Origin of the sequence: Chitinophaga filiformis, assembly GCF_023100805.1 — a bacterium.
Classification (GTDB): domain Bacteria; phylum Bacteroidota; class Bacteroidia; order Chitinophagales; family Chitinophagaceae; genus Chitinophaga; species Chitinophaga filiformis_B.
In genome coordinates this window covers 6251559-6276790 of record NZ_CP095855.1, presented here as the reverse complement: position 1 = coordinate 6276790, position 25232 = coordinate 6251559, and the positions used below count along the sequence as shown (strand labels likewise).

Below are 25232 nucleotides of genomic sequence, written 5' to 3'. Positions count from 1 at the left end.
TTCCTGGAATAGTACGAGAAGTGCCCTTCCCAGCTGAGTAACAAGCTGTCCATCGCTACAGCCTGAAGCATAAGCCGAAAAGGGCACTGTCTTCATGTAACCAAACCCTACAGGACGGTAATATCATTTGCGTAGTTACCGACGGCGTTAGTCATATAATGCGTTTGAAATTACACCCGAAATATCGTCGATTTCACCTGCACGAGGCTTTTCGTCCGGGGGCATTGAACTCAATATCCTTCCTTTCTTGTCTATTAACACCAGTTTCGGAAATCCCTGCACAGAATAATCTTTGACGATATCAGAAGCATGCTCACCGGTCGCGTTGAGTGAAATGCCACTTCCTGTTGTAAATCTTCCCTCTTTTAGACTATTCAGCCACTTTTTCTTATCTGTGTCAACGGAAACATTTATAAAAACGACACCAGTGTCGTTTTTAAAGCGATGTTCGATCTCCCTGATCACGGGCACCAGGCGGGAGCATGGAATACAACCAGTGAACCAAAAATCCATTACAATGACCTTATTCTTAAAATCTTTATCAGTAATAAGCCTGTTTCGCGCATCGTAGAGCTTAAAAGAAGGCGCTGATTGACCAATAGCGATACGCCTGGCCTGCCCCAGATCTTTCTTAACGGTTTCCTTGAGATATGCGTTTGAGGCGTTGTTCAAAAAGTCATTTACGCAATACATGACCGACTCAGAGGTCCCATCATGGCGAAGTAATACTTTGATCAGCTTTGCGGTAACAATGTCCCTGGCCAAGCCACTATATTTGGACTTCGCCAGCTTATATTGAATCTCAGGGAACATAGATGACTGTTTGGCAAAGTCTATACTGCGCCAGGATGATAACTCAATGATCTGCCGGGCGTGACTGAGCAAACCCATGCTGGCCATGTAATCGGTCACCGGCAGTTGGAAAATTTCATTGATGTTGATGGTGGTATCGAATATCCTTATCAGGTCGTTAGTCGACATACTCAAAGAGGGCGCTTTAACGACTAACATTTGCATTGTCTGGAACCTTGCCTCCTCTAAATGAAACTTTACCATGATACGGCTTATCTCCAGCGCTGTCGGCGATACCGTGGTTTTAAACCTCGATAAGTAATCGTTCATTACACCAACGGCTGTATCGGTCCAACCGGATAACTTCAGATAATAATCTAAGTAATTGGAAGAAGTTGCAGCAGACGGCTTAGGCTTATTTTTGAACTCATGCTGCATACCTTGAAGCATAATAAGTTTGGAAGCACCTCGTCCGCTGAAAATACAACTATCATTACGTCCTTTGATAACAACTGATAAGTCGTCATTAGGTTCGACAAAATAATCGAATCGCATGAAATCCCGAATCCAAAAACGCGCAGGTTGGTTTAATGTTGTTGTCAGCCTAAACTCATTGTTAGTGACAGGCACCTTGTAAGTATGTTGCGCATCAGGGTTACTTATATCCTGTAAAACAACAATTGAGATGCTGTCTATCGACCTGGTGCCCTCAAAAGTACCATGGAGGGTAAAAGTGCCGGAAGTATCCGGAAATTGCCCATGAGCAAACGAGGCCGGATAGAGCGCAGCCATCGCCAGGAAAATAACATTGACAAATCGGACTAAGATTGTATATTTCATATAACATTCACATTTCATATAACATTCACATTTTAGTAGGCGGCAAGAGTATGAGTAACCCCTAATAGTCCTTATTCTGATTCAGACCTTTTACAAGCACATCTGAAAGAGGAATGGGTGCTATATATCTGTCATTAGGATAGAGTAGTTCCGGGCCAACGTTGTCAGCGACATCGGCCCTTTTTATCGCTTTTTTCTGTCGTGAGAGATCATATAAACGATTCCCCTCGAAGCAGAGTTCTTTTCGTCTCTCCATATATATTGAGTCCAGCAAAGCGCCGCCTGAAACATCTATAGCACTATTTACACCATATGCCCTTACCCGAATAGCGTTAAGATAATACAGCGAACTGTCCTTCATACTGTTTTGAGCGAAAGCTTCCGCTGCAATCAAATACATTTCGGATGAGCGTATCAGAGTCTGGTAATAGGAGGTGGTGGGAAACTTGGAATTGGCAACAATACCTGTCGGATATTTGCGTATTTCCCAGGCGCCGGCGGTATCCTTTACCCAGGCTCTGCGAATATCGGTAGGGTATTGAGTGAGCAGCAGCGCTATATCTTTGGTCGCTCCGTAGTACTTGAATGACTCCCGAAAGTAATATCCCGGAAAAGCAACTCTTTGATCCAGTTCAGTTAGTGGCGGTGACAGCTGAAATATGGCCTCTGACTCTTTATTTGTAAATAAATTTTCCGGATAACCCGTAACCATCAAGGGGACTTTAGTTAATACAGATACCGCCATGTCTTTTGCCAGTGCATACTCACCTTTGTTAAGATAGACACGTGCTATTAATGCCTGGACCGCCGTCTTGGTAAGGACCTGATTCGAAAGGACATTGGCAGGTAACAATGTTAGCGCTATCTGCAGGTCATTTAATATTTGCTTATAGTTGTCGGACACAGTATTTCTGGTATACTCTGTGTTCCAGTCTGAAGCTGTCACATACGGTATGCCGGCGTGGGAGGCGTCTGCGGAATAATTGTACTGCTGACTAAAATAATTTAACAACTGCAGGTGAGCAAGTGCACGTAATGCCAGCGCCTGCCCTTTTAAATTATTCGCTTTCACACTATCTTCCTGTTTAAACCGATCTACGTTTTCTAAAACCAATGCGACTTCGCGCAGCATATGGTAGCCGGAAATCCAGAAAGGATTTAAATTGCTGCTACTGCTGCTCATTTGATAACTATTGGTTTCATCTGCAATCTGCCGCCAGGCATAGTGTGAAGTAAGAGGAGTGCCGCTAATAATAGGCTTCATATTGTCTGCTACAAGCTCCCCATAGATGAATGCATATCCCGTGTAGAACCTGGTTTTCAGCTCCACATATGCACCGTTTAAAACGGTTTCACAGGCAGCCAAGTTGCTAATATATTTCCCGGATTCTACTTGATTGGAAGGTGTAACGTCAAGGAAACCTTTTTTACATCCCGAGCAGAAAACTATTACTCCAATAAAAATGAATATATATATACGTGCCATAAAATATTTCAGGTTTAAAATGTAAGATCTAATCCCAAAGAATAGGACCGGCTTTGAGGGTAAGATGCGTTACCATCACCCAGAGCGCCAACGTTTTCCGGATCCAGGCCCTTGTATTTGGTCCATAATGCGACATTATATGCATTGGCATATACCCTTAGCTGCCTAACTTTAAGTTTTGAAAGCAGCTGCTCTCCGAAAGCGTAGCTGAGTGATATATTCTTCAGGCGAATGAAGTCGCCATCATACAAGTACCTTGTGGAATTTCTATTGCCTCCATCAACATTGTTTAGCACCCGTCTTGGATTCATGGCAATGTCGCCAGGCTTTTGCCATCTGTCAAGCGCCTTCTTAGATTGATTGATATAGGAAAAGGTGACGCCATCATTTAACAATGTAACGCCGGAAACATCGAATACCTGGAATCCATACTGGTACACAGCCAGTGAAGATAACTGGAACCGCTTGTAGTCGATGGTCGTTGACAGGCTGCCGAACCCATCTGGCTGCGGTTTACCGACGATTACCCTGTCATTAAGGGAATAGGTCTCCGTTACTTTGCCTGAAATGTCATACCATGTTGGTTTGCCATTATCTGGATTGACGCCAGCCCATCTAACCAGATAAAAGGAGTTATAATTTTCGCCCTCCTTGTCAATCAGCTTGCCGTTGACAGCCAGCGCCTGGTTCGCCTTCACCAGCTTGTTTTTGTTGGTACTCCAGTTGCCTGCCAGTCGCCAGGAAAAATCCTTGCTCTTGATAACATCTACGGACAACCCCACTTCTATACCCTTGTTGCTCATCTTTCCGATGTTGTCTATGACGCTATTGTAACCCGAGGTAGCATACAGATTAACAGCATACAGAAGGTCTGATATGCTTCTTTCGTACAAGTCAACAGTACCATTCAATCGGTCAAAAAGGCTAAACTCCAGGCCTACATCTTTATTGAAAACTTTTTCCCACTTTATATCCCTATTGCCTGCAACGTCGTTCAAAGTGGCATAGGTCACCCCATTATCGGTAGCAAATTGCAACAGATCGTACCTGGTAGTATTCAAAATCGTTGCTGAATTTCCTGCTGTTCCTACACTCGCCCTCAGCTTTAATAAATTTATTACCTTGGAAAGCCTGTTCATAAAATGTTCATTGGATACCACCCAACCAGCACCTGTTGACCAGTAGTTACCATACCTATTGTTGGGACCAAATTTAGAAGACCCATCTCTCCTTGCAGACACTGTAGCGTTCAACTTGTTTTTATAGCTGTAATTTAACTGTCCGAAATAGGACATTAATGTTACTTTGTTACTCACGCCACTGCCATCTATTAACGTTGTTGCCGCCGACAGATCGTCCAGATCAACGCTCGGGATGCCCTGGCGTATGGCTAGTTGATTACGTTGGTATTCTAATTGCGATTCCTGTGCAACAAGTACGCTTACACTGTGTTCATTAAACAGCTGCTGATAGGTGATGCTGTTTGTATTGATTACTCGGGTTCTTAACAAATTGTAGGATGTTATTTGCCCAATACCAGGAGGCATTGAACTTATGTAGAACCGTGGATCAAGCTTCTCGTTATTGAACGAAAACATCACATCACCACCAACATCTGTTCGTACCCGCAAATTTTTGTTCAACATGGCCTCTGCGAATAAATTGCCTATGGTACGATACGCTTTAATATTATATTTATTATAATCCAATTGAGCAACAGGATTATTGAAATACTTTACTGCCGGATGATAGAAGGGTTGAAGATAGTACTTACCAGTAGACAGTCGAATTGGATCCAGAGGTGGCGCAACGTATGCGAAGCCGGTAGGGGTTTGAACATTGTCGTCGAAGGTTGGATAATCCTGCTTGGTATATGAGAAGGTTGAATTTAAGCCGACCTTTAGCCAATTTCTGGCTTGATTGGTCATGTTGTACCTTAACGAATATCTGTCAAAGCTGGAATTCTTGACAACACCATTTTGGTTAGTTACCTCCAGATTAAGATAATAGGTACTTTTATCACTTCCACCGGATAGAGACAGGTTATTTGAAGTAGTCGCTACAGGACTCTTGTATAAGCCGTCAAACCAGTCTTGCGGTTCATAGAATGCAGTTTGCCCCTGGTTATTGGTTACTGTAGGAAACTTAGCCTTTAAATCCTTGTCTATAGCCTCATCTGTCCACTGGGTAGGATTGGAGTTTTTGTAAGACTCATACAGCAGCCCCAAATATTCGTCCGTTGTCAGCACGCTATTTTTATGGGTAACCGGAGAAGCAATATCAACACGAGAACTGAAGTTAATCTTAGCATCCCCAACTTTTCCCTTTTTCGTGGTAATTAATATTACGCCATTGCTCGCTTTTGAGCCGTACAGCGCGATCGCGGAGGCATCTTTTAACACAGAAATGGATTCGATGTCTGCCGTATTAATTTGCGATAATGGATTGGATATTGGATTTGCACCATCGCTAATGCGGAAATTAATAAACCCTGCATCTGTTAACGGAACACCGTCTACAACGATTAAAGGCTGTCTTACTGTACTGCCCCCTGCTGCCGACGTTCCGGTCCCTATACCACGCAGCACAAAATTGCTGACACCACCGCCTGGCTGACCATTACCTGTAGTTACCAGAAGTCCGGGCACCTGTCCCTGAAGCGATCTATCAAATGATTGGTTCGGCATGTCGCGGATCGTGCTGCCCTTGACAACGGTGACTGCGCCAGTATTTTTTGATTTGGAGGTTGTTCCGTAAGCGACAACGATCGCTTCATCCAGGTCTCCAATGACTGGTTTCAGTTTCACACTTACGTAAGCGTTACCCGTCAGAATCACTTCTTTAGGTTCATAACCAATAAGTGAAACGGTAAGAGTTGCATTTTTCGGAATAGCGGCAAATGCGAATTGTCCCTGATCGTCAGCAGAGACACCTCGCCGCGCACCTTTGACCATGATAGTGGCACCGGGTAGTGCATTACCATTACCATCTGTTATTCTCCCGGAAACAGAGAAGGTACCTATGGTACTGGAGTCGCCTGGTGGCGTGCTGGTATTGACAACCGGACGATCGCTTTTCTTTCTGATAGTAATAGCATTGCCTCTATAGCTGATACTTAAACCTTTACCAGAAAATAGCTTTGCGAGAAACTCATCAATTTCCTGATTGATAAACCGTCCTGTAACCTTTTCATGTTCGTTTATATCCTCATTCAGGTATACAAACTCAAAACCGGTTTGTTGAGTTACAGACATTAGAATTTCCCGCAAAGGCGTGTTGTTCGCGATGATAGTTACCTTTTTGCCGGCCCTGGCAGATTGAGCTTGCATAAAAATGCCAATGTGCAATAGCAATAGGCACATGACTAACCTGTTGAACGCAGGGTGCCCGCTTAGAATCCTACTCATAAGTGATAGTTGATTTTTGGTGTTGGTTTGCTGATAAATAATGAACGTCCCCGTGACAATCGATAAAACTGTTTTTTCGAATAAACTCAAAAAGTCGACATACGTAACGAATACAATAGCTAACACTGGTTTTCTACTAATTGACAGTCTTAATGACAATACACACATTACAGAATCCCCTGGTTGGCATACCACATTGGCAGCCCTATATCATTAAGGCCGAAAATTGAAAAAAAAGGGGTATCTGCTTATTAAAAAAAATACCTCGATGTTATTCTGTAATTTTTTGTCGATTGACCTGTAATCGTGGCCCGTAGGCATTTTGAGCGGATGGGCCTAATAGAAAAAGGTAGTCGGCTTAACATAAGCATAACATTGCAACGTGATTCTTAGGCTGTTAACCTGGCATTAACTGATTTGTCCTCCCAATTTCGTTATTTGCAGCAACGAATACAATCGAACATTGCTTACCAACGCATGATGCGCTGGTAAGCAATGCTTTCATGCAGCTAAATAGTATCCGGGGGTGTCATTATTAATATTAGCCTTCCGAAAAACGGAACTGGGCGACTATTGGAATTATGACTAACATTTTTTTACTTTTGCAAACCTCATCCATCCGTTTGCTATTAAACCCATTCATCCTGCACTAATTATTTGGCATAACCCAAAAGGGCTGATTATAAAATAGTGATCTCAAGCGAATGCAATGAACACATTGAATGACAATGAACTATTACGCCTTATAAAAAAGGGGGATGAGACAGCCTTTACTACTTTGTTTCATCGGTACTGGACGCGTATGCATCTGGGGGCTCATAGTATTTTAAAGGATGAAGCCGACGCATGCGATATCGTTCAGGAGGTTTTCATCTGGTTTTGGCAGAATAAGGAATCTATTGTCATCAACACCACGCTAAAAGGGTATCTGCTGCAGGCAGTACGTAACAAATGCATCAACAAACTGGACAAGTTGGCGACGGGGGAGAAGCGCCGAAAACAATATGCCTACTTAAAAGAGACCATGGTAACAGCTGTGCCCATGGAAAATTCCGAATTACGCTTAACGCTACACGCAGCCATGGGCGAATTGGGGGTTGCCAGCCGTACAGCTTTTGAAATGATATATATTGACCATAAAAGTCAGAAGGAAACCGCTTTGGAGTTGGGTATTAGTGCCCATACAGTCAAAACGCATGTTCGTAATGTACTTCGCAAGTTGCGGAAGAAATTGAGAAATATCAATGAAATTTAGTCTTCCTATACCCCATTTCTTCCTTTTTCATGCCTTATAGTTATATGTTAATTTAATATGAATTTCGATCCGGATTACATAAAGGAACTGGTACTTGACAAGATCGCAGGCACCATAGATGAGGAGTCTGCGCTTTATCTGGAAAAACTAATTGCTGAGAACCCGGAAGCACTTAAGATCTATCAAACACTTCATGAGCAATACACAACTGAGTACCTTCATGAGGTGGCGCTTCAGGCCCAGCCCAATGAGTCAATTATATTACATAAGATTCGTAAGCAAAAAACCAGACAGCTGTGGTTGAAAGCCACTGCCGGTATCGCGGCGGCTGTTGTTATTTCTGTAGGAACTTATTTATTACTTTCCAGAAATTCTTCGCCTGATCATATGCCTATTGCAGCAAATCAATCCAAACAGATTATGCTGCAGCTACCGGGTGGACAAGCAATTAGCCTGAGTAGTCGTCAGGGGGAAATAAATGTAGGCAATACCCATCTGAGTAACAACAATAAAACCCTGACCTATTCCAGCCATGAAGAGGGGAGCCAGAAAGCTACCATTATTGTCCCGCCAGGTAAGGATTATACGGTTCAATTAGATGATGGAACGCAGATACAGCTAAATGCAGCTACACACCTTGAGTTTCCTTTAAAATTCACAGGTAATACCAGGGAGGTCTCAATTATCGGGGAAGCTTATATAAAAGTTACCAAAGACCCCAAGCGGCCTTTTATCGTACATCTGCCACATTCTACCGTACAGGTACTGGGCACGGAGTTCAATGTAAACACCTATGAAGTCGGCCAGGAAAGGGTTGCCCTGGTGGAAGGATCTGTTAAGATGGCGGCCGGCAATAGAAGTTTATTACTGACGCCTGGTAACGAAGCGACTGTTACAGAGGGAGAGGAGATGAAAGTAGACGCTTTTAGCGCCAGGGAACGGCTGAGCTGGCGCCGGGGTTTGTATTTCTTTCACAATGCCACCTTTGAAGAAGTTAGTAGGATTTTACCTCGCTGGTTTGGTGTCGAGGTGATTATCGAGAATCGTAAAACCGGTAAGAGTAGATTTACCGGCTTTATTGACAGGAATGCACCCATCTCGCAATCTCTGGACCTATTAAAAGAAACCAACGCTTTTAACTATGTCATAGTAGGGGATACGGTGTTTATCCGTTAGTCCATGCTTCTATCCTCTCAATTATTTATGAGATAACCGTGGAACTGGCCCTTGTGCACGGCGTACATTTTTTTCTACCTAAAGGCCGGCGAATTTATTAATATAGCAAATAACTAAATGTGTTATGGTATAGCAGTGCTCCATAATATTTTGCTTTTGGGTATTTATGAATGGAGAATTGGAATAGGACGGATCCAGGCGGCATGCTGTGTGGAAGTTACCCTGGACACTCATTGATTATGCCAACCGAAGGATATTACCTGTTTACAGATGAAGAGGCATTTACAGTTCTTTTATTACACAGACGAAAAATAGTCGGCACAATAAGGGTGTTTGGGCAGTCTGTTGTTTCTGAATGAGCGAACATCTACCTGTATCTGTTTGGATGTTAGCAAATGGTAGTACAATAATGCGCATTGTGCCACCTAAATTTTGTAGCATCAGCCATCTCAGAAAGTGTTACCGGAAATAGCGATGCACCTGTTTCAATTATAGTTTTGCTGCCACCAATTGGTTAGAGGAAATGATGTCCCTTAGGCAAACGAGAGAACGCATCGATTATTTGAGGCTTACCCATATTTAAAACATGTTGAACCTCTGAAATGCGAAAGTTCAACCGTATGTCATATAGCGATTGGGAATGACCTATCGGGAATTGGCTTCCGGTGTTTATGATAATCGTAAATAACTCTTGCCATTAGGATGATGGCATCGAATGTTTAAATAAGTAAGAATAGATATCAAAATATAGGGGGACTTAAAATAAAGAACAAATAAGTAGTTGTATTAAGGGGCGTACTGACACCATTAATAATAATACTATCAGTGGTTGAAATAATGTGGCTGATAATGGTTTAAGTTGTATACTTATGTGCCTGCTTTTTATGATTGTTTTCATAGGTAAAAAGCTAAGATCTCTCCCATATTAGTTCGAATATAACATTTCTAATTAAGTCATATTTATTAACGGGAAACATTATTTATGGACGAAAGCCATCGTCATAGCCTTTTCATGATTGAGCAACTCGCGAAGCTGTGGCCAATTAGCAGGGAATTTCGTGAGTATCTGTTGAAAGAACCTGCTATTTCTATTGTACCCAATAAAGCCATACTACACTTTCAAAATACGGTACCGTTATACTTGTGGTTTATCGTAAAAGGGACCATTCGACGCAAAGTAAAATCCCCCAGAACGCATAAATATGAGACCGATTTTTTTTGGTTTCCTGGTCAGCTCATTGGCATAGAAAGTGTCTTTTGGACCGAAGAAAGGGCTGATGTATTATTAGATGCAGTAGAAGATACAGTGCTAATTACTTTCACGCATCACCAATTTTCACAGGTGGCAGAACGTTTCCCCAGGGATGCGGCGATGTTATCTCGTCTACTTACCTCCAGTTATATGCAGCGTATAGAAGAGCTGCGATATGATCTGAAATATCTCACGCATTCCGAACGCTATCAAAAATTGGCAGCCCGTTTCGAGCGATTGCTAACCCTCGTCACCATAGAAGATCTCGCTGATTATTTAGGAATGTCGCGCTATAGCCTCATGCGCCAACGCAAGTTGATTAAGAGTAGAAAGGGCGGAAAAGCAAAGAGCTCATAATTCAAAAAGGAAAGTCTCTGCAGGACAAGTAATCATGGTTTTTAGGGTCGAAATGTAGTCCTGCTTTCTGCTTTGTTTTCCCATTGAGTGTATTCAGGTCCTTTTAGAAATCCAGTAGCATACTGGAATATGGTTTCAAAGCATATTTCCGAGAACACGCAGGTTTAAACATGTGGCTTCAACCACATGCTCCAGGTTACAAATAAGGCCCTCGCAACTACATTATTAACGATAAAAATTGTAAAAAAACATGTCAAACGACCATACATAAGGGAAAAAGCCATTTTGAGCTTCATTCAGGGATATAATTTTTTTTATTTCGTACCCATTTGAAAGTTAGTGTTTTTTACATTGTCTTTCCGTTGCCTTCTCTTCGTGCTATTTCTGCCGGCGCACATCGGTATTACCGCACAAGAAATGCATCTTAGAAATATGCAGATGTAACCTTCCGGTTGTATCTTTATAATAGCCACGTGCAACTTTAAAAAGTTGCACGTGGCACAAATAAATAGCGGATGCTGCTGGTATCAACATCCGCCTTTCGACTACAAAATATGGGTCATTTGTAGATCAGAAACAAAGTTATGACTACTCGTTTCTACTACAAAACACTTGTCCTATTGACGGCAAATAATTTGCTGGCCTACATAAAACCGAAAATTGTTCATTCGGGAAAGCTGCTTTTTATACTTATCACATTATTACATTTTGCTTGGACGTCACAAGGGCAGGAGAGGATAACCATTTCCGGCAGACAGTTACGTATCGAGCAGGTATTGAAGAAAATCGAGGCGCAAACCGGATACATGGCCTGGATGGAGGACGGACTGCTGGACAAGGCGCCCAGAATTGACGTGGATGTACACAATCTTACACTTGAACAGGCGTTGGAAGTTATTTTCCGAAACCTACCACTGAGCTATAAAGTGATTGGCCATACAATTGTCATCAATCGACGAAAGGTAGTCCCGGTCTTACGGGAAATTCGCGGGACGGTGTTTTCAGAAGGTCAACCGTTAGAAAGTGCATCAGTACAAATAAAAGGATCACGGAAGGGTGTCATTACTGGTCCAAATGGAGAGTTCTTTTTAGTTCGGAATCCTTCCGACACCATATTGATCATTTCCTCAGTAGGATATGAGACCCTTGAAATTAGTATCAGTGAAATGCCAGTGTTGCGAATTGAGCTGTCGAAATCAGTGCAGGAACTGGACGAACCTGTTGTTATAGCGTATGGTACAACTTCAAAGCGGATCAATCCCGGATCTGTTGGTACCTTGAATAGTTTACAGGTTGGGATCCAACCGGTCACTAATCCTTTATTGGCACTTCAGGGCCGAATTCCGGGGCTATTTATTCAGCAAACGACAGGCGTTACAGACGGAGAGGTAAAAGTTCACCTTGGTGGCCAGAACAGTATTTCTGGTGGTAACGAGCCATTCTATATTGTTGATGGTGTTCCATTTCCAACTTCAAGTTTGATACAAACTGGCGGAGGGATTATCCTATACGGTAGTCCATTAACTTATCTGAATCCGCAAGATATTGAAAGTATCTCGGTACTGAAGGACGCAGACGCTACTTCCATCTACGGGTCACGCGGCGCAAATGGAGTAATACTAATCACGACCAAAAAGGGGCACCGTGGCAAACCGCAAATCACCTTTTCCTCTGCTGTAGGTACTGGTAAGGTGGCTTCTAAAATGAAGTTGCTTTCTACGCCTGAATACCTGGTAATGCGGCGTGAAGCATTTAAAAATGATCAGGCTGAACCTGATCCCACTATTGATTATGATTTATTGACCTGGGATACCCTAAGAAATGTTGACTGGCGGAAAGCACTCATTGGTCACACTGGCCGTATTCATCAGCAACGATTATCTGTATCCGGAGGAACCCAAAGAACTTCCTTTCAATCGTCGGTAACATATCGTCGGGAAACAACAGTATTTCCAGGTGATTTTTTTAACGATAAAGGCTTCTTTCATACAAATGTACGTTCTACTTCCGCGAACAGGAATTTGATCGCAGTTTTTTCGATTATTGGCGCAATAGACAGAAAGGTTTTGCCTATTTCGGATCCCACCTTCGCAGCCTTAACCCTTCCCCCCAATACTCCCTCAGGCTACAATACTGATGGTTCATTTAATTGGACACCCGGTTATAACAATCCGTACCCGATACTATGCCAGTTATATAAAGCACGGGGTAGTAATTTGATTACAAACGCCAACATAACTTATAATCCCTGGAAAGGATTTAAAGTGAAAGCCAACTTTGGGCTTACCAGTACCATTTTACAAGAGATAACTCCGATACCTGTGACGACACTTGATCCAGCATATGGCATTACAACAAGTTCCAGTACGTTTGCCCACAATAACGTTTTCTCGTGGATTGCGGAGCCACAACTGGAGTACACTCGCTACCTTGGCCGTGGGAAAATCTCTTTGCTCTCTGGTGTGACATTTCAGCATATACAAACGAATTCTAAATTAATATCGGCGACAGGATATACCGACCCCTCGTTGTTGGAAGCATTGGATGGGGCAGCCGCTTTAAGTGTAGTAAACCAAGGCTTTTCTCAATATCGGTACGTGGGGGCATATGCCCGTATTAAGTACGAGCTAAAGAACAGCTACATCGCAGAATTCACAGGACGAAGGGATGGTAGCAGCAGATTCGGACCGGATCGACAATTTGGCACCTTTGGCGCTTTCGGCATTGCCTGGCTAATTTCCGAGGAAACCTGGTTTAAAAAAAAGTGGTTGAAGGTAGCCAACTTTGCTAAACTGAAAGTCAGCTACGGAGTTTTGGGTAATGACCAGATTTTCGATTACGAATACTTACCCACCTGGCGACCCACTACAACATTTTATGGCAGTCGAGCAGCGCTTGTTCCGGTTCGGCTTTACAATGGCGAATATGGGTGGGAGAGTAACCACAAATTGAATATGGGCATTGAAACCGCTTTTTGGAACAACAGGATACAACTGGCTATGAGTTACTATCGTGCACGCTCGTCTAACCAACTTGTATCCTATCCTCTTTCCGGAGTAACTGGTTTTCAATCTGTCCAGGGAAATCTTGGAGCGGTTGTATTGAATAGAGCGTTAGAGTTCGAAATTAACACGTTAAATGTGAGCTCAAATGTTTTTAAATGGATCACCAGTTTTAATCTCACAATTCCGAAGAACGTTTTAAAAGCATTCCCTAAACTGGAGGCAAGTAAATATCGTAATGAATATGTTATCGGAAAAAACTTGAATGTGTTGAAGGCTTTTCATTTTACAGGTATCGATAAAAATACAGGGTTATATATATTTGAAGATGTTGATAAAGATGGGCGGATTTCTTTTCCAAACGACTTCACAGCCTATAAATCTGTTAACCAGCAATTTTATGGCGGGATGCTTAATAAGATTTCATATAAAGGTTTGGATATCGACATTTTTATCCAATTTGTTAAACAATCCGGTTTTAATTATATATCCCCATACTATGTGTATAGTAGCATTTGGGCACCGGCACCTGGAATGTCTGTTAACCAGCCGAATTATGTGTTGAATCGATGGCAGGAAGTTGGAATGGAAGCTGGTATCCAACAATTCACACAGCGTTTGGGAAGTGCAGCTTATAATGCCTTTAATAATTTTACTCAAAGTGATGCTATTATTAGTGATGCATCCTATTTACGAGTAAAAAATTTTTCTGTTAGTTATGAATTAAAGAACAAGATGTTGAGTAAAATCCGAGTTACACAGGTTAAATTGTTTCTACAAGCACAGAATCTTTTTACATACAGCAAGTATCAAGGACTCGATCCGGAAAATCAGAATTTAAGTAACACCATACCTCCACTCCGGATATTTATTATCGGAACGGACATAAATTTTTAATTATCAGTTATGTTATGACAAAAATTTACTTTGTTGCAATACTCATTTTTCTCCAGTTAACCACTGGATGCAAAAAGTTTCTAACTGTTAAAGCTCCACAGGATCAGCTAGTAAGCCAAATTGTTTTTTCAGATGATTCCACGGCAACTGCAGCTCTGATCGGTGTATACCAAACACTTTGTTCACACAAGGAATATTTCACTTCCGGCAACAAAAGCATTACGTTGCTGACAGGGCTAAGTGCAGACGAATTGGATAATTATTCCGGCAATTTCAATTTGGAAGAATTCTATCATAACAACATTAGCCCTATAAATAACATTAATAGTGGCATTTGGGATCAGCTCTATGAGGGAATTTATCAGTGCAATAGTGTTTTAGAAGGACTTACAGGTTCTTTGTCGATTGCAACAAACCTTAAGCAACAGCTTTCCGGGGAAGCATTATTTCTCAGGGCCTTTTTCTATTTTTATCTGGTCAATTTATATGGTCCAGTGCCTATGGCATTAACTACTAATTATCAGGTAAACGATACGCTACATCGAAGTTCAGTGGAAACTATTTATGACCAAATAATAAATGACTTACTTCGGGCAAGGCAGATTCTTGAGGATGAGTATGCTTCAGGAGCCGAACGGATACGTGCGAATCGTTCAGCAGTGAACGCTTTGCTTGCCAGGATCTATCTTTACCGCCACTACTGGCGACGTAGTGTTGCATGTGCCTCCCTAGTAATTAACCGAAGTGACAAGTACAAGCTCTGTCCGCAGATCGAGGACGTATTTCTCAAGAATAGCTCAGAAGCTATCCTCCAGCTCCAGCCAACTCTACCCTTATATAATACTTTTGATGCGGACGTATTCATTTTGAATTCCTACCCTACCAGTGTCACCTGTAGTAAACAACTTATCAAGGGGTTTGAATCGTTCGACAGACGGATGAGTGGCTGGATAGGACGCTTTACTACAGGTCACGATACATTTTATTTTCCATATAAATATAAAGTTCAGGCACCTAATGTTGTTCGGGAGTACTTAATGTTGTTTAGACTTGGTGAGCTTTATCTTGTAAGGGGTGAAGCTTATGCTCAACTGGGTATGCCGGATAGCGCTACTGCAGATCTGAATATGATACGAATAAGGGCAGGGTTGCAGCCCATGCAGTTGGCGTCAAAGGAAGATGCTTTGCAGGCGATTAATAAAGAGCGACAACTGGAGCTTTTTGCCGAATGGGGGCATCGTTGGCTTGACTTGAAGAGAACAGGAATGATTGACCAGACGCTCGGTATCCATAAATCTCCATGGTGGAAGTCTTCTGCTACATTGTATCCCATTCCGCAGTCAGACATTATTCTCAATCCTCATCTTACGCAAAACGCAGGATATTAGCATGTGTGAACAGTTGTCACTATTTTTTAGTAATAAACGATGACAAATGCAGATTGTATATTGTAATTTCGCTTTCTCTTAGAGCAACCAGTTTGTCATTGTAGATAGCCATATCCCTGATACCCTTCCCATCATAGTTTGGTATGTAGAAACTACCAAGGTATTTAAAATCGTTTATTTTATATACATCGATTGGGGATGATTTATGTGCTATCTTACCCATTTCATTATCTGCACGTAGGCCACTGTAAATAAAGAGTAAACCGTGAAATGTACATCCTAATTTATTGACTTTTAATGGTGGTGCAGAAAAAGTGATGCTATGCTCGCTCCTAATTTCATGTATCTGAATTTTTGCTCGAGTTACAGTGTCGATAGTATTGCCATGAATTACATTTTTAAGGTTGTTATCAAACGACATTAGTTGGTTGCGGTAGTAATAGATGTACAGGAACCGCGCTGACAGACTATCATAAAGCAGCATTCCGTCGGTCGAAAAAACCCCATCTTGTTGATCTTTTAAGAGAGCCGGTATCGTAAGACTTCGTTTTCCATATTGGGCATAGGCCAGCACGTTCCTATGTACGGAAGTGTCATAGGTGCGAAATACGAAAGATCTTTCTGAAGGTAAAATGAGGTCAAAATGATTCGTGCCCGTCTCCAATACGGTCCCTATTGTATCGGTTTTTGGGAATCCAATGATGCATGGCGTCACACCTTCTGCCAGGTAAAACGAATTTCCCTGTTTATGAATGGTAGCGGCCCCCCAACCGAATAGTACAGAATCTTTAATATTTAACCAGGATGTATCTACATGACCTAAATCGTAAGGCAATTCAAGTATTTGACGAGATCGGGCATGGTTTCCCAGATAAATGCGATCATTGGAGAATCCAATGATGTAATATGAATTTATCTTTAACCCTGTTAGAACTGGAGGTTCGAGAATGCCTTGTATAATCGTTCTATTAAACCCGTTTGGAAATCCCTCCTTTTGTCGTGCGTATTGTTGTAAGAATACGATGATTAAGATTCCCGCAATAAAACATCCGAAAATATTTTTTCCTGTTTTCATTTACTCAATTGTATTATGCAGGACCGAAAAATTCCGGTCCTGTTGACTAACGTTTTGTACCTGGTATTGCGTACCGCATACCGGCATATGGTGTTGAACATGTAGCAAGTCCATAGTAGATATTGTCATCAGATTTATAGGCACAAACCAGATTGACAGTAGTGGAACATAGCGCCCGACATTGAGCTTGTACTTCACCATAGATATATGGTCCTCTTTTTGACCGGTCTTTCATCGAGAAAGCGGCATAGGCAGTCAACAATAGTAAAGCAGTCATTAGAATTTTTTGAATCTTCATTTGAATTGGATTTTTGATATATAAATACGCCCACAATCAGGCTGCAGGCTTTACCTTTTTGTCTATTTTGAATAATAAGGTTTCAGCAAGAATGACTCCGGCAAGGGCAATACCTGTAAAGGTCAGGTTAAAGACCAGGTGTTGCTCCCAGTTCATTTCAGACAGTATACCGCCACATGAACAAGGTACGTAGGATGCGAAGTACATTATGGCCACGACATATGCAGTAAAAGTTGTCATCAAAAAGAAACTGAGATATAGGCCCATTAGTCTCGTTGAAGAAAAGTACAGCAGAACAACAATGGCTAATTCAAAAGCCGGGACGCCGATGGCTATCGGCTGCACGAAATAAGTGAGCAGGGGAGATTGGCCGACTTCGGTCCTGAATTTCTCCATATCAGACACTTTGCTGACGGCAGCATATAGGAATAATACCTGCAGTAACACTGCAATGATAAATACAATGTGGTCCCTTTTCATACACAGGCTAAAACATAATTGATGGCTAAATAGCAGGTAATCTCACTTTCGTGAAGAGCTCAGTTTATTCAAATGCAGGTGAACACCTACATGAATGTGTTTTTGCTCTCTTTCAACGAGAAAGGAGATTACCTACTCCTTCTTTTGTTGGTTGGTGTACAACGCTCTTTCGTATTTGCGAATGAAGCGATTTCTATCTCAAATTTACCATCCGAATTTCGAATAGTGATTAGGAGCTGAAGGGCCATTTCCTGTGAACAGGCGTATGAAAACTTAGGAGGGCAGGTGATTGTTTGCCGTGTAGCTTTTTGACTTAATAGGTGAACTAAATAGATAATTGCGAAGTTCCCTGGGACTTCTTCCCCATTTTCGTTTGATGGCTGCAGAAAAAGTGGAGTAATCCTCATAGTTAAAGGAATCGGCAATCTCCTGCAGGGACCTGTTACGATCATAGAGTGCCCGGTAAATGGCCTCCATACGCGCGTTCTGGTAAAAATCGAGCATCGTTGTGCTGCAATATTGTTTGAAAACGGTTTGAAGTACCCTGTTATTGAGGCCTACTTTTCGTGCCAGCACTTCCAGTGATGGCGGGCGCCTTTCATATAAGTGCTCCAGAATCACTGAGCGTACAACCTTAATGGCTGACGGAAACTGAGACCCAGTCCAACTTTCGTCCGGTAAAGGAAGTAGTTGGTCCAGTGCAGACAGAAGAATTTTCTCAATCAACTTTGGCCCAAACTGGCCGGTTACCTTCCCGGCAGGGAAGAATTCACTGACCAAGCGGCCAACGCGCCCATCATCTTCAATGTTATGTGCATTAAATGCCACTATCTCAGAATCACTACTCCAGGAAAGTATTTCTGTAATGTTAGGGAACGTTTCCTTATATCCGCACATCATTTCAGTCGGGATATATAGAAGGAATAGCTGGCTATGTTCGTGTATCCTAAGCTCGTGATCGATGGATGGCAGTAAATTCATGTTGCCCGAAATTGCGACGTTGTACTGCATTCTATGCCTGTATTCAACACAACCCTTTATTACATAATAAAAAACTATGTGCTTATGTTTGGATTTGACAAAGCAGTTGAAAGGCGCATCTCCCGTTAAGAAATGATTGGTCCAGGTCTGTGTATCATGTTCAGGTATCTGATGTGCAACTACATGACCTGTTTGCTTTATACCCAGATAATAGCTGTCTGTAAAAGGCAAATTGTAATTTGTCAGTTCGTTTGGCAGCCCCATACCCCAAATCGCAGGAGCCGATTTTTTTGCGAAGCAAATTTCGAATGGCAGAATGCTGATCATAGAATCACTTTTTAAAAATCCGCAGATGTATCTAAAAGGCTCTTCGGGGCAACAAGAATTTAAGATTCTAAGACAACAAGCTATATAAAATTAAAAAAAAATCTTAAGAACTAACCAATAAACGATATTATAAATATCAGTTGCTATGAATGAGTGCCTGCTCTTGTATTGTCACAAAAAAAATTTAACTTAGCAGAAATCTTAAATTCCACCGTTCATCTACAGTCGTACAAAAAACACTCGACTACTTTCTGATAATCTTTCCCTCAGCAATTTATAATGATTGTAAGAAATAACGCGGGGCGTAAACATGCCCCTGAGAAGCATTTGCAGATGATATAGCCGCATAGTAGTAGATTCAAAAATCCCTTACAATCCGTACCTAAAATTTGACGTATGTGTGAAATAATGGATCCTCAACAAATAGTTACAGCCTTTCAACAGGGAGACAGGGAGGCCTTTCAACAACTACATAAAATGTTATTTGCCGAACTGTTCCGTTTTTGCAATAATCTTTTAGGTGATGAGCAGGAGGCTGAAGATATTGCGTCCGACACCATGTTCAAGCTCTACCAAAAGCGTAAGGATTTTTCTTCCCTGGCCACCGTGAGGGGATTCCTTTATGTGACAGCACGTAACAGCTGTATGAGTCATTTCAGAAAGCTCAAACGTACGCGGGCGCTGAAAATGAAGCTACTCCCAACTTTACCTGCAGAACAAACTACCGATGATATATTGGATGGTTTGTACTTTGAAACTCTGCGGGCTATGTTGAAGAATTACCTGAAGCAGCTACCCGAAAAACAACAGCAGGTACTGGACCTGTTATATATTAAAGACCATAGTCTGCAGGAGGTGGCAGATAAAATGGCCACCAAGGTGCCCACCATTAAGCAACTAAGGCACCGAGGCCTGCAGCGTTTACGCGAGCTGTTGCAATCCCAGTCGTTTATAGAAGGCCTAACCGTGATCACATACATTATCTCCAGTTTATCCTGAACCTGGAAGTCATGAAAAATCAAAAAAGTCGGCAATTGATGTCGACTTTTTTTTTGCTCAGGCGTTTTAATATCATCTAAAGGGCAACAAGCATTTTTTCACCGGCCGTTGAGGCATATTCATCCAAAGATGGAGGAAGAAGAATTATCCCGGATAAGGGATCTTATGATCAAATATAGTACGGCAAGGATCACAACTGCCGAACAGCAGGAGCTCAACCAATGGCTTGAGAATCCTGAGCATCGTGCGGCTTTTGAAAGAAGGACAAATGAGGAGAATATACTTGACGCATTTAAAAAACTTGAGCGTGGCGAGCAGCTGCAACCGGCAGCATTTGAGCGGCTAAATAAGCGGTTATTGGTCTCCAGATCAACTAGACAAATCTGGCGTTTGGCCGTAGCTGCTGCAGTCATATCTGTTACGGCGACCGCTATTATTTTTTATCAGCGTCGCCTCGACGTCGAAAAACTCCCGTCATCAAAGGTTCAGCCATTGCTGGCACCGGGGGGGTACAGGGCGTATGTTGTTCTTGATGATGGCAGTCGGCTGGATCTGGAAAAATCCGGCACTGGTACCATAGGGGCACAGGGGGGCACTGAATTAATAAAGCAGGGCGAGGGTAGATTGGATTATAAGCAGGGAACCAGCAATGAGAAAAGGATCATGATTAATACTGTTGTCACTCCGGCCGGTGGTCAGTACCACATCGTGCTTAGTGACGGCACAGGGGTCTGGCTGAATGCCGCTTCTTCTATCAGGTTTCCTACCGCTTTCAATGGTCAGGACCGTCACGTTCGGATCACCGGAGAAGCATATTTTGAGGTGGCAAATGACCCAGCGAAACCGTTCATGGTGGATTTTGGCAATAGCCAGATACAGGTATTGGGCACCAGGTTTAATATTAACTTTTACCAAGAGTTCGAGAAAGCAAGCGCCACGCTGATGCAGGGAGCTGTTAAAGTCAGCTCGCCTGCCGGCGCCACCATATTGCAGCCAGGACAACAGGCAGAAATAGGAGGTACAATATCGGTGACGCCGGCAGATACTGCTCAGGTAATGGCGTGGAAGGTAGGTTATTTTGAATACAAACACGCGGATCTTCGGCACGTAATGGCTGATATATCGCGGTGGTATAATTTGGAGGTAAAGTATGAAGGCGCTGTCCCGGACAAGCAGCTGTCGGCCAGGATCAGCCGGATGAAGAATGCAGATGATCTACTGGAGTTATTAAAAATGAGTGGCGTTAATTTGAAAGTTGAAAACAAGACTATTACCGTACTACCGTAACGAAGGGTAACCTGCCATAATCTATAAACTGGCGGTTGAGGGAAGGCACCTGGCTGCCGCGTCAGGGTTGCGCGCTTATTGAAGCTCCCTAAATGCATGTTGATTTAATTTTGACATTTTCCGGATCGTAGTATGGTTTGGTAGGAACTTGCTTTTCGTTATTATTCCCAATTCCAGTGTCTTTATCATGACTGTGAAATGAAAGGGTCATTCGCTATAGTGAATTATTCCCAACAGTAATACAAAAAATTTATAGGCTTCATAACAAAACCGTCCACCGGTGGGGCGGGGGTGCGGCTATTACGTTATGAGGCCTGTAATGGAACGGCAGAACTGCTTCATTAAAGAACCACACGAAATACGAACTAGAGTTATGCAAACCAACCGACTGGTGCAAGTATGCTTTGCACCCGGCAAAACACCAAAACTACTTGGTATGAAATTATCCATTATTCTCCTTATCGCCTGCCTTCATGTGAATGCCCGAGTCCACAGCCAGGGTAGGATCACCATCACAGCCACAAATGCCAGCTTAGATGATGTGCTTACACAAGTGTCCAGGCAATCCGGTTATAATTATATGTACTATGACAATAGTAAACAGCTGACACGCAAAGTCACCATGGATTTTCTTAAAGCTAGTCTGGAAGAAGTTTTAGCAGCGTGTTTCAAAGACCAACCATACACCTATTCCATATCCAATAAGACCAAGACGATTTTGGTTAAAGCGAAGGAACCAGCCAGGTCTCCCACACCTGGCTCTCCTTTCCTCTCAGCTCCTGTTGACATAGATGGAAAAATCATAGACGAAAAAGCTGAACCTTTATCGGGCGCTTCAGTAGTTATTCCCGGAACCAAGAAAATGACAATCACTGATAAGGATGGGCAATTCAGGCTTCAGGGAGTGGATCCTAATGCCAGTATCAAAATATCTAGTGTAGGGTACTTCGATACCACTCTTCAACTGGCCGGTAGGACAAATATCGTCTTACAACTCAGAAGGAAAGTTTTGCAACTTGCGGAGACAGTGATACCAGTATCCACCGGGTTTCAACAAATCCCCAAAGAACGAGCGACCGGCTCATTCGCGTTTGTTGATAAGCAATTATTCAATCAAAGAGTAAGCCCGGATGTAATAAGTAGACTTGAAGGCAATGTACCCGGATTAATATTCAATAAAAACACAAATTCCCCAAATCAGTACGACATGAGCATTAGGGGGCATAATACGCTTTTCGCAAACGACCAGCCCCTAATCGTGGTCGACAATTTTGCCTACGACGGCGATATTGGAAATCTCAACCCAAATGATATTGAATCCATCACTGTATTAAAAGATGCCGCAGCAGCCAGTATATGGGGCGTACGGTCTGGAAATGGCGTTATAGTAATTACCACAAAAAAAGGCGCAAGAAATCAAAAAATAAAAACGGAGTTCAACACAAACGTGACTCTCCAGGGCAAACCAGACCTGTTTTATGATCCACGCTACTTGAGTGCAGGCAACTACATTGAAATTGAAAAGAATCTCTTCAATTCAGGATTTTACGACGGAACACTACAGGATCCGACAGTTATAGTGTCCCCTGTTGTACAAATTCTAAACAGTCAGAGATTAGGGAAGATGTCACAGTCTGAGGCGAATTCTCAATTGGAAGCATTGAGTAAGCAAGATGTAAGAAATGATCTGCTAAAATATTTTTATCAGCGATCTGTCAACCAGCAGTATGCCATAAACATGAATGGGGGAGGTTCCAATAATGACTATATCATATCATTTGGATATGATCGGATGGTTCCCAGTGTCAAAGGGAACAAAAGCAGCCGTGTCACTATAAACTCCAACTACAACTACTCTCCTGTAAAGAATCTTACGTTGTCAGTCGGTTTAAACTTCATTCAAAATCAAAGCAAAGTGGCAGGTATCTTGGGTGAATTGCAGCCCTTATTTCCTTATGAAAAATTGGCTGACCCCCATGGAAATCCGATCCCAGTACTGAAGGACCGATCTGACTATTACAAGGATAGTATGCAACAAATGGGTTTTTTAAATTGGAAATATGTTCCACTAAATGAGTTAGCGTTGAGCGACAATACAACCAAAGGAGTGGACAATCGAGTCAACTTAGGTATAAGTTATAATTTAATTCCAGGAGTTTCCATAGAAGCAAAATACCAATATGAACGACTAAACTATTCTAATGAAAACTATTTTAGTGACTCCTCCTATTACACTCGAAACTTGGTGAATCAATATACACAGATTTCACAGGACGGTAGTCTAAGCTATCCGGTTCCAGTGAGTGGAATAATGCAACTGTCAAAATCGGCTGTGTACTCCCACCAGGGGAGGTTACAATTAAATTTTAACCATACATGGAAAAATAAGTATGATGCAAATATAATAGCAGGTTCGGAAATTAGACATTCAGTTTCTGAGAGTGAGGGAAGCATTGCCTATGGATATGATAAGAAAACGAGGAACAGCGTAGGGACAATTGACTATCAGAATTATTACCCTATAAATCCTTACGGGTCTGGACAGATCCCAAATGGTGTAGGTTTCAATAGGGGGACAGACAGGTTTGTTTCGTATTATGCCAACGGCACGTTTTCATATAACTCTTTGTACTCACTCTCTCTTAGTGGACGGGTAGACCATTCAAATCTTTTCGGAGTGAATACAAATCAGAAGGCTGTACCTCTATATTCTGTTGGTGTTTCATGGGAAGCCAGTCGTGAAAATTTCTACCATTTACCTTTAATCCCATATTTGCGTTCCAGAATTACTTATGGATATAATGCAAATATTAATAAAAGTGCAACAGCTGCAACTACAATTTCATTAAATACAGTTTCGCCGTTCTCAGGTTATAATTACGCTTTCATTGAAAATCCCGGCAACCCAGACTTAAGATGGGAGAAAGTCAAAATGATAAATTTTGGTTTGGATTTTTCATTTAAAAAGAATATCATTTCAGGAAGCCTTGAGTACTTTATAAAGCGAGGGGTGAACTTATTTGGGTATTCACCACTTTCCCCGACCACTGGTCTTCAATCATTTTTTGGGAACACAGCCAACACCTCTGGAAAAGGAATTGACATTGTTTTAAATAGTAAAAATATTTGTAGGAAAAATTTGAAGTGGACGACTAATTTCTCTTTTAGTTATGTATATGATAAGGTAACAAAGTATGGAGTAAAATCAACAGTACTCCAGTATATTCGAAATGACAATCCTGCAGGAACTATTGTTCCGTTTGAAGGAAAAGAAATGTATGGAATTTACAGTTATGAATGGGCAGGAATTGATCACAATAACGGTGATCCTCTCGGCAATCTAAATGGGAAATCCACTAATGACTACGCGTCAATTTTTAGTGCAGGTTCATTTGATAGTATACACTATAGCGGTGCTGCGCGGCCTAGATACTTTGGTTTTATTAGAAATACGATTAGCTTCGGGAATGTTTCTGTTTCTTGCAATATTATTTATAAGCTTAAGTATTTCTTCAGAAAAAGCGGAACAATTGATGTTAGTTCCGTTGCTTTGGGTGGATTGGCATTAGGAGAAAAAGCTTTTGAAAATAGTTGGAAGGCACCAGGCGATGAAGAAAAAACAAGTATTCCTCTTATACAATATCCCCCATTTAATACCAACAGGTCGACGTTTTATCAATACTCCTCGATTTTAGTGGACAAGGCAGATAACATACGCTTGCAGGATATTACGCTGAGTTATCAAATTGCAAAAGGAAAGAGTAAATGGCTCCCTTTTGATCAAGTTCAAATATACTCAAATTTCAGTAACCTTGGGATCATCTGGAGGGCTAACAAAGACGGCTTAGATCCTGATTTGTTTCAAGGTATTGGAATCCCCCCAACAAAATCTGTGTCGGTAGGTGTAAGGATTGTAATGTAGACATTAACATT

The 25232-nt window shown here is 41.9% G+C and carries 14 protein-coding genes; 8 read left to right on the top strand and 6 right to left on the bottom strand.

All coding sequences use genetic code 11. From position 1 onward, the window contains the following. Positions 1-147: 147 nt before the first annotated feature. The 3 genes from MYF79_RS24255 to MYF79_RS24245 form a co-directional block, all read right to left on the bottom strand. Positions 148-1632 (bottom strand): TlpA family protein disulfide reductase, encoded by a 1485-nt coding sequence (locus MYF79_RS24255; RefSeq protein WP_247810410.1) that lies wholly within the window; start codon positions 1630-1632, stop codon positions 148-150. Positions 1633-1693: 61 nt separating this feature from the next. Continuing rightward, entirely contained in the window at positions 1694-3118 is a 1425-nt protein-coding gene (locus MYF79_RS24250; protein ID WP_247810409.1) for a RagB/SusD family nutrient uptake outer membrane protein, read from the bottom strand. A gap of 14 nt (positions 3119-3132) precedes the next feature. Continuing rightward, a complete protein-coding gene (locus MYF79_RS24245; RefSeq protein ID WP_247810408.1) occupies positions 3133-6447 on the bottom strand; it encodes a TonB-dependent receptor in 3315 nt (1104 codons plus the stop codon). A gap of 787 nt (positions 6448-7234) precedes the next feature. Between MYF79_RS24245 and MYF79_RS24240 the strand changes: the two genes are divergently transcribed. The 5 genes from MYF79_RS24240 (at position 7235) to MYF79_RS24220 (ending at position 15852) form a co-directional block, all read left to right on the top strand. Continuing rightward, positions 7235-7780: an RNA polymerase sigma factor gene (locus MYF79_RS24240; RefSeq protein WP_247810407.1), complete on the top strand. Its 546-nt coding sequence runs from the start codon at positions 7235-7237 to the stop codon at positions 7778-7780. Positions 7781-7837: 57 nt separating this feature from the next. Beyond that, the gene (locus MYF79_RS24235) at positions 7838-8956 is read left to right on the top strand and encodes a FecR family protein (RefSeq protein ID WP_247810406.1); all 1119 of its coding nucleotides are present in this window, start codon (positions 7838-7840) and stop codon (positions 8954-8956) included. A gap of 982 nt (positions 8957-9938) precedes the next feature. Next, the gene (locus tag MYF79_RS24230) at positions 9939-10565 is read left to right on the top strand and encodes a Crp/Fnr family transcriptional regulator (RefSeq protein ID WP_247810405.1); all 627 of its coding nucleotides are present in this window, start codon (positions 9939-9941) and stop codon (positions 10563-10565) included. Between the two features lie 584 nt (positions 10566-11149). Beyond that, the gene (locus MYF79_RS24225) at positions 11150-14464 is read left to right on the top strand and encodes a SusC/RagA family TonB-linked outer membrane protein (protein ID WP_247810404.1); all 3315 of its coding nucleotides are present in this window, start codon (positions 11150-11152) and stop codon (positions 14462-14464) included. A gap of 14 nt (positions 14465-14478) precedes the next feature. Continuing rightward, positions 14479-15852, top strand: a complete 1374-nt coding sequence (locus tag MYF79_RS24220) for a RagB/SusD family nutrient uptake outer membrane protein (RefSeq protein WP_247810403.1) — start codon at positions 14479-14481, stop codon at positions 15850-15852. Positions 15853-15871: 19 nt separating this feature from the next. Here the strand turns inward: MYF79_RS24220 and MYF79_RS24215 are convergent, their stop codons facing one another. The 3 genes from MYF79_RS24215 to MYF79_RS24205 all read right to left on the bottom strand — a co-directional run bounded on the left by MYF79_RS24215 (position 15872) and on the right by MYF79_RS24205 (position 18686). After that, positions 15872-16927: a hypothetical protein gene (locus tag MYF79_RS24215; RefSeq protein ID WP_247810402.1), complete on the bottom strand. Its 1056-nt coding sequence runs from the start codon at positions 16925-16927 to the stop codon at positions 15872-15874. A 334-nt stretch (positions 16928-17261) separates the two neighbouring features. Then, complete coding sequence (locus MYF79_RS24210; protein ID WP_247810401.1) at positions 17262-17705, bottom strand: MauE/DoxX family redox-associated membrane protein; 444 nt, start codon at positions 17703-17705, stop codon at positions 17262-17264. A 273-nt stretch (positions 17706-17978) separates the two neighbouring features. Continuing rightward, positions 17979-18686 carry a helix-turn-helix transcriptional regulator gene (locus tag MYF79_RS24205; protein WP_247810400.1) on the bottom strand — a complete coding sequence of 236 codons (708 nt, stop codon included), beginning with the start codon at positions 18684-18686 and terminating at the stop codon, positions 17979-17981. 723 nt (positions 18687-19409) lie between these two features. On the opposite strand from MYF79_RS24205, the gene MYF79_RS24200 reads away from it, so the two are divergent. The 3 genes from MYF79_RS24200 to MYF79_RS24190 all read left to right on the top strand — a co-directional run bounded on the left by MYF79_RS24200 (position 19410) and on the right by MYF79_RS24190 (position 25221). Continuing rightward, the gene (locus MYF79_RS24200; protein WP_247810399.1) at positions 19410-20012 is read left to right on the top strand and encodes an RNA polymerase sigma factor; all 603 of its coding nucleotides are present in this window, start codon (positions 19410-19412) and stop codon (positions 20010-20012) included. A 129-nt stretch (positions 20013-20141) separates the two neighbouring features. Beyond that, positions 20142-21299 (top strand): FecR family protein, encoded by a 1158-nt coding sequence (locus tag MYF79_RS24195; RefSeq protein ID WP_247810398.1) that lies wholly within the window; start codon positions 20142-20144, stop codon positions 21297-21299. A gap of 373 nt (positions 21300-21672) precedes the next feature. Further along, the gene (locus MYF79_RS24190) at positions 21673-25221 is read left to right on the top strand and encodes a SusC/RagA family TonB-linked outer membrane protein (protein ID WP_247810397.1); all 3549 of its coding nucleotides are present in this window, start codon (positions 21673-21675) and stop codon (positions 25219-25221) included. Positions 25222-25232: the final 11 nt, after the last annotated feature.